Genomic DNA, 15,529 nt, shown 5'->3' with positions numbered 1-15,529 from the left:
GGTGAGAATGGAAATGGTGTTTCTTGAAGCAACAAACAATAGATTGAGTCGAGTACGATCCTGTCTTAACCAGTTTCTAAGTTCTTCGGGAATAGTAAATACAATGTGTCTATGAGGGCAGTCAAGATAAAAAGAAGTTGCTTTGGCTGCAAGCTGTTTGGCATATTTAACACCACAGGCATTACAGAACCTGGAATGACATGAGTGTGGAATAATATTCTAGTTGTCACAATCGGTACATTCAAACTGGTCAAAGCCAAGATAACATGTGTGGCAAAGTAATGAACGTTCTACATTGTCTAAGATGCAAGGACAAGCTTTATCGGAAGCATCTAGTTTTCGAATGTATTCCATATTATCGAAGAAGATGTTTTTAATAGGATGATTGAAATCAAAATTTCTAACATCACAATCTAAAAGAGACAGAGTTTCAACTGGAATGTTTAAATGATAAGTAGTGTCTATAATTTAAGTATAGAATGAAATGATTCTAAATTGAATAAAATGCAGTTTCAATGTGAATTTAAAGTGAACATGTGAGAATACAGCAAAATATCACATATACACATTGATGATATAATAATACAAATAAAATAAATCTGAAAGTCTCAAATCTATCTGTTAAATCTGTTTTGAATATAGTATAATAGAGAAGGATAGAACAGGAGGACTTGTCTTATGAAGGTGTTTTCAATGTCACAAAGAATCTATTATAAAGATCTGGAACCAGAAGCAGAATCTATCATTAAAAAGGATCTTGAACTGTATAACTGCATGCTTCATAAGGCATTCAAAATCTGTTTTGATCGTGCCTATAAGGGCGTTACCTATTCAGAAACGGATCAAAGAATGATCAAGTCCTTCTATGGTACAAGTGATTATTTTCCTTTGTCTGCCATTTATGAGGCCAAGGCCTTGGTGAAAAGTCTTAAATGCAGAGAAAAGGAAGATCGTGATTTGATCAAGACTCGTCTTAAAAAGATAAACAAAAAAATCAAAAAGAAGGAAAATCAATTGAAGAAGGCTTTAAAGAAAAAAGAGAAACTGATCAACAGATCCAAGAAAAAGAAATATACAGAAGAAGACTATCTTTATGAGGTGCAGGTATTGGATCCAAATATCAAAAGATTGAAGAGCATCATTCGTAATCTAAAATTCAGAAGAAATCGAAATGAGTTCAAGCTTAAAAGAAAGATGCCTTCTGTATGTTTTGGCGGTAAAAAGAACTTGAAAAATGGTGATTTAGAAACCTATCGTTTTAAAAGAGCCAGAAGAATGCTGATTCCAGGAAGAAGACAGGGCAAGTATTCAAACAACCTTTTCAAATTAAATGTGAATAATGATATGCTGACCTATCGAAGCACGCAGAAAGACATTGCATTCAAGGTACAGTTTCATAAGTACAAGGACGAACTATACGCAAGAGTCAATGAAAAACACAATTCACCGGATAAGGCAGTAGCCTATGAGTTGATGGATTATGGTGAATACTTTATTGTGAAAGCTATATTTGAAAAACATATGAATCTTCCAAAGACTAATACATTGTATGGAGCTGTAGGAATCGATATCAATGTGGACCATATAGCACTATGTGAAACCAATATGGATGGAAATATCGTACTAATTAAAAAGTATCCAATCCATAAAGAGAATACAAAGAATAAACGAAATGAAGAACTGTATCAGCTGGCCATTGAAATCATGGAACAATGTAAATCCAAGAAGAAGAGTCTGGTAGTGGAAGACTTGAATTTCAAGCAGTTGAAGACAAGGATGCTTTATCGCCCTAAAAAACAAAATGAAGCATTATCGAGTTTTGCGTATAAAAAGATACTAGAAAAAGTGGAAAGAAAATGTTTGATAAATGAAGTGGATGTAATCAAAGTAGATCCAAAAAATACGAGTAAGATTGGAAAAGAAAAGTATACAAAGATCAAAGGACTGAGTGTACATTATTGTGCAGCCTATGTGATCAATCGAAGAGGCATGGGATTTGTGGATTAAATAAGATAAATAATCAGAACCAGAAGTTTATGATATCTTACTGGATGATAGGTACATAGATCATGGATGAAATTCTGAAGTATTTATAAATAAAGCATACAATAAAAGCTTCATCGATAAAGACTGAATGGATCGGGATACCGAATGATTCAGAAAGATGGAGTGGATATTGAAATGTTACCGGACGACTGGAAACGAACCGGGCACGTCATTTAGACGTGTGACTTTTTCGCTGAAAAAGTCTTTTCTTGTGATACTAAAAATGAGTCTGATTGGAATAAACAATATGCGCCTGGACAAGGGATATGGTATCGCTCTAATCAAGATGTATTCTACAAGTATGGAATCGGTAAGGAACAAATAGTATGGGTCAATTACTTTAAAGATTCGATGGATGAAATGAAGGAAAAGATTTTAAATAGTTCCATTTTGATGTTGACAGGTGGAGCTCCTGATTTAATGATGAAGCGAATTAAAGAAAAGAAATTAAAGAAATTAATTAAAAATTATAAGGGAATTATGATTGGATATAGTGCAGGAGCCATGATTCAGCTTGACTCTTATCACATAAGTCCGGATGAGATTATCCAGAATTTTTGTATCAGACAGGTTTAGATTGTTTATCTGGCTTTGCGATTGAACCTCATTTTAGAAGGAGTAAAGTACAGCTGCAAAGTATTGAAAAGGAAAAATCAGAGAAACAAATTCCTGTGTATGGCATCTATGAAGAGGGTGGAATGATTATTGATTCAAGCATTAAATGTTTCGGTAAAATAGAGAAATTTGAGTAAAAATCATTAAAAGATACTATGCGTTTGCACAAATTAATTGAAAATTTGCACAAATTAACAAAAAGTTAGTTTTTAATGTTAAATTCACATAGATATGGGATACTATTGATACGAGCCAAATGTGAAATGGTTAGCTAAAGGAGATAAGTATACATATGAAGTTTTGTAAGTTGATTACAGAGGTCGATTTAGAACTGCTCGAAGAGTTAGTCGATAATGGATATCCTGTGGATCGCATTGAAGAGAACGGGCAGGTTTACTACAAAACACCAGCTATGTTATGCCAAAATTTAAAAGTGAATGATGAAGTGAGAAATTACAGCAACGGTTTGATTTCAATGTCCATTGAAAATGTTCGAAAGAAAAAGGGGTTATATAGAACGGGGAATCTATTGATTGATATGGATTCTAACATTATCCAAAAGGGTAAAGAAAAAATCTTTATTCCTAAGGCAAGTTTTACAATTATTTCAACACTGATGGACGTTCCTCACAAAACTGTATCTAGATCGGCGCTGGTTTTTTACTTGGAACAGGCGTATCATCACGAAATATTGGATAACACTTTAACGGTTCATATCGCTTCAATTCGTCGCCTTTTGGGTGATGAATACATCAAAACCCATAAAACTGTTGGCTATTTTTGGGATTTTGATGTTTTTAAAGTGGGATAAAGTTGAAAAATGGCTTGAAATAAAGGTATAATGTAAAAGTGTTGGAAGGAGATTTAGATTATGCCACATCTATTTGAGTCTAAAGATAGTTTTAAGGAAAGCTTTAAAGAAGCTGTTTCTGATGCCTATGGACGTGATTTTGAAGATACGTATCCTGAAGAGAGATATAATGTCCTAGGTAACATGATTCGTGATTTTGCTGGAGAGCATTGGAGAGAAACAAAAAATGCGATCAAGAAAACAGAATCAAAACAGCTTTATTATTTTTCTATGGAATTCTTGATGGGTCGTTTAATGACTAGTAACCTAATGAACCTAAACATCTATGATGTTGTTAAAGATGGTTTAAAAGATTTAGGTATGGACATCAATGAAATGGAAAACATTGAAAGTGATGCAGGATTAGGAAATGGTGGTTTAGGAAGACTTGCCGCATGTTTCATGGATTCATTAGCATCTCTTGATTTGCCAGGACATGGTAACTGTATTCGATACCGTTACGGTTTGTTCAAACAAAAAATTGAAAACAACCAACAAGTTGAATTGCCAGACTGCTGGTTAAAGAATGGTAATGTTTGGGAAGTATGGAAACCTCAACATGCCGTAAAAGTTAAATTTGGTGGTTACGTAGATGGATACATGGATGGATATGGAAAATTTTATGCTCAACATCATCCAGAATTTGTCGTACGTGCTGTACCTTATGATGAACCAATCGTTGGATATCATACAACAACCACAAATACACTTCGCTTATGGGATGCAGAAGTTGATGAAGATTCTGTAAACTCAGGTGGATTAAATGAATATTTGAATCAAGTAACAGCTATTACAGCAAATGTATATCCTGATGATTCAACAATCGAAGGAAAACGTTTGCGTTTAACACAAGAATATTTCTTTGTTTGTGCTGGAATTGATCAAATTATTCGTACACACTTACGTGTATACCCAAGCTTAGATAATTTAGGTGATAAAGTTGCGATTCAGTTAAATGATACACACCCTGTATTAGTTATTCCTGAATTAATGCGTGTATTACTAGATGATTACTTCTATGAATGGGATGATGCTTGGAATATCGTGACAAAGACTGTTGCGTATACAAACCACACAGTTATGGCAGAAGCACTTGAAAAATGGCCTCAAGACATGGTTCGTTCATTGTTGCCACGTCTATATATGATCATTGAAGAAATCAACCGTCGCTTCAAATATGACGTAGATCACAGAGGATTATGTGGAATCTTCAACAATGTTTCAATCTTAAAAGAAGGACAAGTTCACATGGCTAACTTGGCTGTTGTTGGTTCACACAGTGTAAACGGTGTTGCGAAACTTCACTCTGAAATCTTAGTAAATGATGTATTCAAAGATTTTGTGACAATTTATCCAGATAAATTCAACAATAAGACAAATGGTATTACTCACCGTAGATGGTTATTGTTCTCAAACCCTCAATTGACTCAGTTGTTAGAAGATACAATTGGAGATGAGTTCAAGACAAATCCAGAAAAATTAGAAGATTTAATGGCACACGTTGAAGATGAGGCTTTACAAGCTAAATTCATGGATGTGAAATTAGAGCGTAAAAAGATTTTGGCTGCCTATGTAAAAGAAAACTTAGGTATTGATATTGATGTAAATTCAATCTTTGACTGCCAAGCTAAACGTCTTCACGCATACAAACGTCAATTATTAAATATCTTCCACGTTATGTATTTATACTTAAGAATGAAACAGGATCCTTCATTTAGAATTTACCCTCGTACATTCTTCTACTCTGCAAAAGCAGCAGCAAGTTATGATTTAGCGAAGGAAATTATTAAATTGATTAACATGGTTGCCAATGTTGTTAATAATGACCCAGAAATTTCTAAATACATGAAGGTTGTCTTCATTCCTAACTACTCTGTATCCATTGCTGAAATCTTATTGAATGCGGCAGATGTTTCTGAACAGATTTCTACTGCTGGTAAAGAAGCAAGTGGTACAGGAAACATGAAATATATGATGAATGGTGCAATTACTCTTGGTACACTTGATGGAGCTAACGTAGAAATCGTTGAGCGTGTTGGATACGAAAATGCAGAAATCTTTGGTTTACATGTAGAAGACATCAATGAACTTCGTCATGAAAACTCATACAACGCATGGAACCTATACAATTCAAGCTACAATATCCGTATGGTAATAGATTCACTTAAAAATTGTACATGGTCAAATGATCCAAACGAATTTAAGTTGATCAACAACGACTTAATGATGCGTAACGATGAATTCTTCGTATTAGCTGACTTTGATGCATATATATATGCACAAGAAAAAGTACAAGCTCGTTACATGGACAAGAGTCGCTGGGCTAAGACAATGTTAGTAAATATTGCCAAATCAGGATATTTCTCTAGTGATCGTACAATTAGCGAATACGCTAAAGAAATTTGGGATTTAAAACCATTGTCATTTGAAGACTAATTAAAAAAACAGATCATATTTACCGAATAAAGGTGATATGATCTTTTTTTCATGATAAAATGGTTTTATGAATGAAATTCTTTTTGCGGAAATCTACTATATATGTGTTGCTATCATGTTGATTCTAGGTTTTAAAACCTATCATTCCATGATGAAAAACAGTCAAAAAGTTAGCTTTTTGGCAGTTGTCCTTGTACATATATTATATTTTCAAACAGATTTAGTACGAATGACGACAAATGGTCAGGACCTGTTTCTAAATGAAATGTGCTTCCTGTTCTTTTCGCTATGCACACTTTCTTGGTTTAATTACATCCAAACAATGCTTGAAGTTCATTATGTAAAAAAATCGCAAACGTTATTCGCAATGATTCCTGTGTTCGCAAGCGTTGTCCTTCTACTTGTAAATACATTGAATGGATGTTTATTTCAAATCGATTCATATGGAAATTTTCAAGAAGGACCACTCTATATTTTGTATGTATTTATAAACGATCTCTATTTTATGGTTGGAGCCTATCAAGCTTATGTGTATAGCTGTAAGGCAAAGAATTATCAACAAAAGAAATCGAATCAAATTTTAGGCATTTATATGGGGTCACTATTGTTGATTGGCACAATGCAAGATTTTTTTCGTGACATTCCTGTTTTTTGTGTAGGAACTAGTCTTAGTATCCTTATTGTATATATTAGTTTGGAAGAACAAATGATTTCTATTGATCCATTAACACAATTAAATAACCGTAATCGTATGGAACAGCATTTATTTGAGTGTGTAAGAAGTCAAGATTTAAATATGTACTTGTTAGTGCTGGACGTGAATAGATTTAAGAAAATCAACGACGAGTATGGACATACGCAAGGGGATTTAGCATTAAAGGCCATTGCGAACTGTTTAAAAGAATCTTGTATTGAAAAAAGTGATTTTATTGCTCGCTATGGTGGGGATGAATTTGTGATTGTGTATAAAGGAAATGATGTAGAAGGTTTGTGCCAAAGAATTCATGCGTACATAAGAAAACTATCTTTTCCCTTTGACCTAGATGTGAGTATTGGATGTGCACCATATCATAAAGATATACATAAATGGAATGATTGGTTTATTGAAGCTGATAAACAATTATATTATGAAAAGAAAAAATTGAAAGACCGGTGATCCGGTCTTTATTCATACCAAGCAATCGCTCGAATAGGAAAGCCATCACAGTTTTCAATTTTAGTTCACAATATCTGTATCTTTAAATAACGCTTTGTGTCGTGTCAGATTTTCATCACGCAGGGGGTCTAATCCCATTACGTCAAAGCCAATGCCTTTGAAATTACAATTTAGAATGAATTCTAATACTGTGTCATCTATGCACGGGTAATCATTAAAATAGGTATCTAAATTCCAACGTTTGTCTCAACCAAGATTGAAGAGAAGAAAATCAGCCAACTTGGCTTTATCTATATTGATTTTATCGATTGTGATGGCTTGTCCTTCTTTTAAATCCCTACAATCAACGACAAGAGCTTTGCCGAAGAATTGTTCGGGGAAAATTGATCTAAAGTTTCTTCGTTTCGCAAAAATATGAGTCGGTGGATCCATGTGTGTTTGTACATGAGAATACATTTGAAGGAGTGTTTCTTTAAAACCATCCTTTTCGTAGGTGCTTTTTGTGGTTAATTTTGGTGCTTCACTACCCGAAAAGACGCGCATATCTTCCGAAATAGTATGTGTTAAATCAATGATTTCATAATTTACCTCCAATTACGATTTAACCACATCTTTTATCTGTATTGTGTTAAAATGATAGGTACAGGTGATGAATTATGAAAAGAATATTATTATTAGGAGCTACAGGCTCTATCGGTTTACAAACAGTGGATGTGATTGAACAACATCCAGACCAATTTTGTCTAGTTGGTATTGCGGCTGGACATCAAGTGGATGTAATGCAGAAAATTATTGATAAACATCCTACCATTCAGGTAGCTGGTATTTCAGATGTTTCAAAGGCTAAAGAATTAAGTGGTGTTACTGTTTATAGTGGCAATGAAGCCATGGTTCAATGTATGGAAAACTGTGAATATGATTTGTTGGTGAATGCCGTTGTTGGATTTAGAGGATTAAAGCCAACCTTAACATCTTTAAAAAAAGGAATTGATGTGGCATTGGCTAATAAAGAAAGTTTGGTTGCGGGCGGTGTTTTGGTACGTCAGACATTGCAGGAAACAAACACCAAACTATATCCAATCGATTCAGAACACTCTGCCATCTTTCAATCCTTGCAGGGAAATCGTAGTGAAGATGTGAAGCGTTTAATTATTACGGCAAGTGGCGGTAGTTTTAGAGATAAGACAAGGGATGAGTTAAGTGATGTAACAGTAGAACAGACTTTAAAACATCCAAACTGGAACATGGGAAAACGAATCACAGTGGATAGTGCAACAATGGTTAATAAAGGCTTTGAAGTGATTGAAGCACACTATTTATTTGATTTGCCGTATGAAAAAATCGATACGGTGTTACACCGTCAAAGTATCGTGCATTCTATGGTTGAATACAATGACAACGCAATTATTGCACAACTTGGATCTGCCGATATGCGTTTACCAATTCAATATGCGTTATGTTATCCAGATCGTCCGGTGTTAAAGGAAGATCATCCTTTGGACATGACAAAAACAATGGATTTGAACTTTAAAGAAATGGATTATGTTCGTTATCCAATGTTGAAACTAGCCTATGAAATTGGTAAAAAAGAAGGAAATCTAGGTGCCGTATTTAATGGAGCGGATGAACAGGCAGTACAGCTATTTTTAGATAAAAAGATTTCATTTTTACAAATTGAAGAAAGTATTGAACAAGCTTGTAAGCAGGCAAAATATATTGAAAACCCTACAATTGATCAATTAGAAACAACAGATGCGTGGGCTCGAAAGTTTGTTGTTGAATATTGGGACTAGACCAATTGATATTTTGGGAGTAAAATAGTGAAATGGAATGGAGGGTTTGTTGTGAATAAAGCAAAGGTTTATTGTGTCGCTAGTGCTGTAGCAGTTTGTGTGGCTTCAAATCCAAATATGGATGTGCTTGCCAAACAAGTACAGCCAGTAAAATTAGAAGAAAAAGCCCAACAGACAATTACTGCAGATGATTTTATCGAACAATATTTGAGTACAAAAGAAATTGTTAAAGATAGTACAAATAAAGATGTAGAAAAATATACATTGATCACTAAGGTGGATGAAAAGAATTATTCTTTCGTATTAGCAGGAGATCAATTGTTCAAAGTCTTGACGAAAGAAAATCAGGATCAAATCAAAAATGCTTATGAAGATGCATACAAAAAAGCAGGTATGATAAAAGCTGAAGGATGTACTTTAAGTGCATATGAAATTGTTGTAGCTGAGGCAAATACATTGATTTTAAACGCTAAAACAGCTTTAAATACTTCTTTAAAAGATGCACAAAGTTTAGATTCTACAATTTTTACTGCAAATAGCTATGCCGCTTTAAAAACGGTGATGGACGAATCAAGCCTTTTGGTTCAATCAACAACTTCAACTTTAGAACAACTTACACAAGAGTTAGTGAAGCTGGATAATGCAAAAAAAGCATTGATCAATGTTTCTGGATTAAAAGCTATCGTAGATCAATCAAGTACATATGTAAAGGATAGCTATACTCATAGAAGCTATACGGCATATGAAACAAGTTTGAACGAAGCTAAGCAAGTATTAAAAAATAGTGCAAGTACTGTTGAAGACATTGAAAAGGCACAGTCTGCTTTAAATGCGGCAGCTGCTTCTTTAGTTAAAAAAGCGGATTTCTCTAAATTGAACGAAAAAGTGCAGGAAGCTAGTGAAGTCTTAGAATCCAATAAGGATATGCTTGAAGAAGCGTCTTATAATAATTTCAAGAAAGAATTGGATGATTGTAGTCTTGTACTTTCAAACGATGAATCAACACAGGCAAAAGTGGATGAAACGTTAGCACATCTAAATGCATATTTAGACGATAATACAAACTTTGTATACAAGGTGGTTACTTTAGAAGAAAAGGTTGCACCAAAAGTAGAAACAAGTAATGAATTATTAGTGCAAACACCAGTTGTACAAGAACAGCCGCAAGTTGTGGCTCCAACAGTAGAAACAAAGAATGTGGAAGCTGCAAAAGTAGAAACAGTAGTCAAACAAGAGGATACAAGTGCGGCAGCTAATAATTTCATTAAGACATACTTAACGAGTGCAAGTGGAAATATCTTTACAGGTGCCAACAGCTTGAATTATCAAAAGATTCTTTCTGCGATGCCTAGCTGGGTAAAATTATCTGCAACTGATAAAAATGCAGTGAATGCAGAATTGATGAATAAAGTTGGTAAAAAGTATCAGCGTTTATTGCAGGAAGCACAAAAATTTAGTATGAATGCAGGAAAATATACGCCTGTAAATACATCAACAAATACAAATGTAACGATTTATTCATGGTTATGTATGATGTCTTTAGGTGCATTAGTATTTGTACTAAAACGTTTAAGAAAACAAGATTAAGGGCTATGGCCCTTTTTTTCATGCTTAAAAATTGTTATAATAACGAAAGAAAGGCTTATAATTTTATGAAACAACAAAAATACAATTTTAAAGATCTAACTCTAGCTTACTTTCAAAAAAAATCGAAATTGTATCGTGCAGGTGGATATAAATATGCCACTCCATTAAAACGGATTCTAAGAGATTACCAAAATCATTTTTTTGCGTTTTTGATGGATGTCAACATTTGTTTATTGCCTGTTTATATATGGGTTCTTGAGTTTTTATTAATTATGTGTGGATTGATTCCACCACACTTCTTTGATTTATTATTCTACTTAATGTTTGCCATGTTATTTGTATCTAGTGTATTATTACTTGCGTTTTTTACAGCACGAACAAATGGGCAGTCATTTGGATATGCCATTATGGATTTGAAATTGGTTCGTAGAAACAAAAAAGAGGCGATGCCAATCCATTTGATCTTACGACAAGCATTGGGATTTGGTCTTCCTTTGATGATTTTAGGGTTCTTCTTTCAAGTGCCAGGAGTCATTTTATGGTGGGTCATTAATGGTATTGTTGTCTTAATCACTCCAAACCAACAAACTCTATTTGATCTGATTTTTGGTTTGGTCCCTGTAAATGAACCAGAGCAGGAAATTCGTTTTGAAACAAAGGTGGAACCAGCTTTAGTAAAAGAAGAGTTGGTTGTGACTCCAATCGATTTACATATTCGTTCAAACTACAGTGATGATGGTTATTATGATGTAGAAGAATTATTCAAACAAGCCAAAGAAAATCACTTGGAAGTTATCTCAATCACAGACCACAACTGCGCAAGAGCGAATGCGGCAGCGGTTCGTTTTTCAAGTTTGTACAACATTCAATATATTCCAGGCGTGGAAGTGGATGCACAATATAAAAGAATGCGAGTACGTATTCTAGGTTATTATATTGACTGGACGAATGAAGTGTTTGAAGTGTTAGAACAAAATTCTTTGAAGCGTGAAAAAGATTTATCCATGGAGCGTGTTGAAAAATTCGAAAATTACTCAGGCATTCGTATTGATGTAGATTCATTAATTTCAAATTCTCGTTTCCAAACTATTACACCAACAGAAATCACAAAGATGGTGTTCCATAACGAAAGAACACGTTTATTGCCTTTTGTGAAGAAGTATATTGATAGTTGTGAAAGTGAGAGTGTTGCGATGTCTCGTTTTGAAACCGATGTATTTGGTAAGAATGGACCTTGTTATGTAAAGGCTAACTATCCGGATGCGAAAGCAGTAATTGATGCGATTCATAGTGCTGGAGGTATTGCGATTTTATCAAGCTGGCATTTAGATTATATTTCCGATGATGTTTTAGGAGAAATTGTGGATTTAGGTATGGATGGAGTGGAATGCTTCTCTAATGATATTCATGAACAAACGGTTGCGGCTGCATTGAAGATTGTTCAGAAACGCAAATTATTCGTATCTTGTGGTAGTAATTATCATGGTCCTACTAAGCCAAAGTATCATATGGGTGTTTCAAATTGTCCTGAAAAAGCTTTACCATTGGTAAAAATTTTGACAAAAGCTGCGAAATAAATTTGCTCAAAATACGTTTTATAGCGTATAATAAACAAGTCAATAAGCTTAGAAAAGAAGAGTATTTATATGGCGTACTAAAGAGAGCAGATGGTTTGGTGTGAATCTGCGTACAATATATAAAGAAGATGGTCTTGGAGCTTCTTTATCGATAGGTAGGTAAAGACGTATGCTGGCGTTAACAGCTCGAGGTGTGAAAACACAAACTAAGGTGGTACCACGAAGCTTTCGTCCTTGGATGAAGGCTTTTTTTATTTGTATGATAGGAGGAAATAAAGATGACACAAAAGAAAGAACCATTTTATTTAACAACGGCCATTGCGTATACATCAGGTAGACCTCACATTGGGAATACATATGAAATTATCTTGTCGGATGCGATTGCTCGTTTTAAAAGAGCACAAGGATATGATGTATTCTTTCAGACAGGTACAGATGAGCATGGTGTAAAAATTGAAGAAAAGGCAAAAGCTGCAGGTGTAAGTCCACAAGAATTCGTGGATGGTGTGGCTGCTCAAATTAAATCAAACTGGGATTTAATGAATACAAGCTATGATTATTTTGTGCGTACTACAGATGATTATCACGTAAAAGAAGTACAAAGTATTTTTAAACGCTTATACGATCAAGGAGATATCTATAAAGGAACATATGAAGGATGGTATTGTACGCCTTGTGAATCATTCTGGACAGAATCTCAATTGGTAGATGGATGTTGCCCAGATTGTGGTCGTCCAGTTAAGAAGGCAAAAGAAGAAGCTTACTTCTTTAATATGCAAAAGTATGCGGATCGCTTAATTAAATACATTGAAGATCATCCTGATTTCATTCAACCAGAATCTCGTAAGAATGAAATGCTGAATAACTTCTTGCGTCCAGGATTACAAGATCTTTGTGTATCTCGTACATCATTTACATGGGGAGTTCCTGTTGACTTTGATCCAAAACACGTTGTATACGTTTGGATTGATGCATTAAGCAACTATATCACTACACTTGGCTATCATGCCAATGGTGTTAGTGATGAGAAGTTCAACAAATACTGGCCTGCAACACACATCATTGGTAAAGATATTTTGCGTTTCCACACAATTTATTGGCCAATTATTTTAATGGCTTTGGATTTACCTTTACCTAAGAAAGTGTTCGGTCATCCATGGTTGCTTACGGGAAGTGACAAAATGTCTAAATCAAAAGGTAATGTGATTTATGCCGAAGATTTAGTGGCTCACTTTGGTGTAGATGCTGTTCGTTATTACTGTTTACACGAAATGCCATTTGCGCAAGATGGAACGATTACTTGGGAATTAGTGATTGAAAGAATCAATTCAGACTTGGCAAACATTTTAGGAAACTTAGTATCTCGTACAATTGCGATGTCAAATAAATATTTTGGTGGTTTAGTCACAAATCCAAATGTATGTGAAGCAGTCGATGAACAATTAAAAGCTTGTGCTTTAGAAACTAAGAAGAAAGTAGAAGCTAAGATGGAAGAACTTCGTGTTGGTGATGCATTAGATGAAGTATTCACATTGCTTCGTCGTACAAACAAGTACATTGATGAAACAATGCCTTGGGTACTCGCAAAAGATGAATCAAAACAAGATCGTTTAGCTACTGTTTTATATAACTTATTAGAATCTATTCGTATTTCAGCAGTATTATTACATTCATTCTTACCTGAAACTGCAGAAAAGATGTTCGCATATTTAAATACAAAAGTAACGGATTTAGATTCTTGTGAATCGTTTGGAAACTTAGAAACAGATATTCATGTAGTTGAAAAGTGTGAACCATTGTTTGCACGTATTGATGAAAAGAAATTTATGGAAGAGTTTAATAAAGAAAAAGAAGCAGCTAAAAAAGAAGAGCCTAAAAAAGAAGCAAAAGTAGAAGAAGTTACAATTGATGATTTTGCGAAACTACAATTCAAAGTCGGTACGATTGTGAAGTGTGAACCACATCCAAAGGCAGATCGTTTATTGGTTGAACAAATTGATTTGGGTGGTGAAGTCCGTCAAATCGTTAGTGGTATTGCGAAACACTACAAGCCAGAAGAATTGATTGGAAAACAAGTTGTCGTAGTGACAAACTTAAAACCAGTAAAACTACGTGGTGTAGAATCATATGGTATGATTTTGTGTGCTACAGATGATAAAGACTTGTCATTTGTCACAGTCGCAAAAGAAATGCCTAATGGTGTAACTGTTCGCTAATGAATGATAAACAAAAGGTTGTTTTTAAACAATTGCAGCTGGCTGGACTTGGCGTTGTCGTCTTTGTGTTTGGCTTGTTGTATCAAGAAAAAGCCATTTCCATTGTAGGAATCTGTATCTTGATCTTTGGCTTATTAAGAACCTACTACATTAAAAAAGTAATTGATAAACTAGATGAGTGAATATAAAATGGTACCCATAAGGAGGACAACAACGTGACAGTTGTGATACTCGCTCGTGGGTATCTTTTTTTCGTTGTTTTAAAATGAATATGTCACAAATTAAACGATATACGAAAGATGAAATAGATGTATTGTCTAAATCACCATATGTAAAAAATATTCGAGAAAACAGACTTACATTTACTTATGAATTTAGATGTATTCTATATGATGAATGGATCAAATCTCGATCTGTTGTTTCAATAAGAAAAGTTCTCAAATTATATGGATTTGATTGTAATATGCTTGGATGGAGAATTATTAATACTATACACTACATTTTTAATAGAGATGGTCGTCCTACCAGAGGAAAGAACAAAACATTTGGAATTCCTAATTCAATGGTTGAAAGGTATGATGATGAATTTTTGATTGACTCAGGAATATTCAAAAGATTCGGTAAAAGAATTCGATTCACTTCTGAATTCATTGATAAAGTCTATAAAGAATATCCTGAAGTATCTATTGAATCACAGTTGGAATCTTATGGTCTGATACCTGAAAGAGTAGGTTATTACCGTATACATAAATTAAAGAAAAAATTCGATGGTGATTGTCTCAACACAAAAATTGACTTCGATTTAGAGATGGTTAATCAGTATTCATCTAATCCATATGTTCAGAGATGTACATCCACCCAATTTTTACTTAATAATAGTTTTTATAATGAAGCGTATAGATTCAAAGATTTTCCTATAGATGAGGTTCTTGGCATATTTGAAATCAATGGATCTGATCTGCCTGTTGGTGTACATAACAGAATACAATATAAATTAAACAACTGGAATGTTGAATCTTTGAGTGTCTCAGATGAGATTGATTCAGATTTCAAGCTTCGCGTTCAATATAATAAGATGCGAGCTTTAGAAAAGATGTCTTTGATGCATTTCAACAGATTGCGAAACAATGATGCTAGTATATTTATAGGACAGGTAAAACATCTCGAATTTGATTTGATAAGGAACCAATCACATTAAAAATAGAATGAGATATTGAACATGACTGTCCTGGATATTGTAGATTCTTGTGCAT

14 protein-coding genes and 1 other annotated feature are annotated in these 15,529 nt (G+C 34.2%); of the genes, 12 read left to right on the top strand and 2 right to left on the bottom strand.

What is annotated here, in order from left to right:
• Positions 1-213, bottom strand: a 213-nt coding sequence (locus FYJ55_RS11485) for a transposase zinc-binding domain-containing protein (RefSeq protein WP_407651051.1), incomplete at its 3' end; no start/stop codon positions are given.
• A 465-nt stretch (positions 214-678) separates the two neighbouring features.
• On the opposite strand from FYJ55_RS11485, the gene FYJ55_RS08340 reads away from it, so the two are divergent.
• From FYJ55_RS08340 to FYJ55_RS08315, 6 genes are all read left to right on the top strand, one after another.
• The gene (locus tag FYJ55_RS08340) at positions 679-2,007 is read left to right on the top strand and encodes an IS200/IS605 family accessory protein TnpB-related protein (protein WP_154556440.1); all 1,329 of its coding nucleotides are present in this window, start codon (positions 679-681) and stop codon (positions 2,005-2,007) included.
• A gap of 303 nt (positions 2,008-2,310) precedes the next feature.
• Positions 2,311-2,622, top strand: coding sequence for a Type 1 glutamine amidotransferase-like domain-containing protein (locus tag FYJ55_RS08335; RefSeq protein ID WP_326831860.1), 312 nt, complete (start codon positions 2,311-2,313; stop codon positions 2,620-2,622).
• Complete coding sequence (locus FYJ55_RS08330) at positions 2,604-2,798, top strand: hypothetical protein (RefSeq protein ID WP_154556438.1); 195 nt, start codon at positions 2,604-2,606, stop codon at positions 2,796-2,798. The genes FYJ55_RS08335 and FYJ55_RS08330 overlap by 19 nt, the downstream gene beginning before the upstream one ends.
• A gap of 155 nt (positions 2,799-2,953) precedes the next feature.
• Complete coding sequence (locus FYJ55_RS08325) at positions 2,954-3,472, top strand: winged helix-turn-helix domain-containing protein (RefSeq protein WP_117570896.1); 519 nt, start codon at positions 2,954-2,956, stop codon at positions 3,470-3,472.
• Positions 3,473-3,532: 60 nt separating this feature from the next.
• A complete protein-coding gene (locus tag FYJ55_RS08320) occupies positions 3,533-5,947 on the top strand; it encodes a glycogen/starch/alpha-glucan phosphorylase (protein ID WP_154556437.1) in 2,415 nt (804 codons plus the stop codon).
• A gap of 67 nt (positions 5,948-6,014) precedes the next feature.
• Complete coding sequence (locus tag FYJ55_RS08315; RefSeq protein WP_154556436.1) at positions 6,015-7,103, top strand: GGDEF domain-containing protein; 1,089 nt, start codon at positions 6,015-6,017, stop codon at positions 7,101-7,103.
• Between the two features lie 246 nt (positions 7,104-7,349).
• Here the strand turns inward: FYJ55_RS08315 and FYJ55_RS11135 are convergent, their stop codons facing one another.
• Complete coding sequence (locus tag FYJ55_RS11135; protein WP_229771139.1) at positions 7,350-7,697, bottom strand: cyclase family protein; 348 nt, start codon at positions 7,695-7,697, stop codon at positions 7,350-7,352.
• Between the two features lie 62 nt (positions 7,698-7,759).
• Between FYJ55_RS11135 and dxr the strand changes: the two genes are divergently transcribed.
• The 6 genes from dxr to FYJ55_RS08280 all read left to right on the top strand — a co-directional run bounded on the left by dxr (position 7,760) and on the right by FYJ55_RS08280 (position 15,474).
• Complete coding sequence (gene dxr / locus FYJ55_RS08305) at positions 7,760-8,896, top strand: 1-deoxy-D-xylulose-5-phosphate reductoisomerase (RefSeq protein ID WP_154556435.1); 1,137 nt, start codon at positions 7,760-7,762, stop codon at positions 8,894-8,896.
• Between the two features lie 51 nt (positions 8,897-8,947).
• Positions 8,948-10,483: a hypothetical protein gene (locus FYJ55_RS08300; protein ID WP_154556434.1), complete on the top strand. Its 1,536-nt coding sequence runs from the start codon at positions 8,948-8,950 to the stop codon at positions 10,481-10,483.
• Positions 10,484-10,548: 65 nt separating this feature from the next.
• On the top strand, positions 10,549-12,060 hold the full coding sequence (locus tag FYJ55_RS08295; RefSeq protein ID WP_229771138.1) for a PHP domain-containing protein: 1,512 nt from the start codon (positions 10,549-10,551) through the stop codon (positions 12,058-12,060).
• A 40-nt stretch (positions 12,061-12,100) separates the two neighbouring features.
• Positions 12,101-12,299, top strand: a binding site (T-box leader).
• 39 nt (positions 12,300-12,338) lie between these two features.
• Positions 12,339-14,276 (top strand): methionine--tRNA ligase, encoded by a 1,938-nt coding sequence (gene metG, locus FYJ55_RS08290; protein ID WP_154556432.1) that lies wholly within the window; start codon positions 12,339-12,341, stop codon positions 14,274-14,276.
• Complete coding sequence (locus FYJ55_RS08285; RefSeq protein WP_154556431.1) at positions 14,276-14,458, top strand: hypothetical protein; 183 nt, start codon at positions 14,276-14,278, stop codon at positions 14,456-14,458. Before metG ends, FYJ55_RS08285 begins: the two co-directional genes overlap by 1 nt.
• Before the next feature lie 83 nt (positions 14,459-14,541).
• Positions 14,542-15,474 carry a hypothetical protein gene (locus FYJ55_RS08280; protein WP_195836703.1) on the top strand — a complete coding sequence of 311 codons (933 nt, stop codon included), beginning with the start codon at positions 14,542-14,544 and terminating at the stop codon, positions 15,472-15,474.
• Positions 15,475-15,529: the final 55 nt, after the last annotated feature.

The sequence above is a fragment of the Holdemanella porci genome, assembly GCF_009696075.1.
Taxonomy (GTDB): Bacteria; Bacillota_I; Bacilli_A; order Erysipelotrichales; family Erysipelotrichaceae; genus Holdemanella; species Holdemanella porci.
This window is presented reverse-complemented; position numbering and strand designations above follow the sequence as displayed.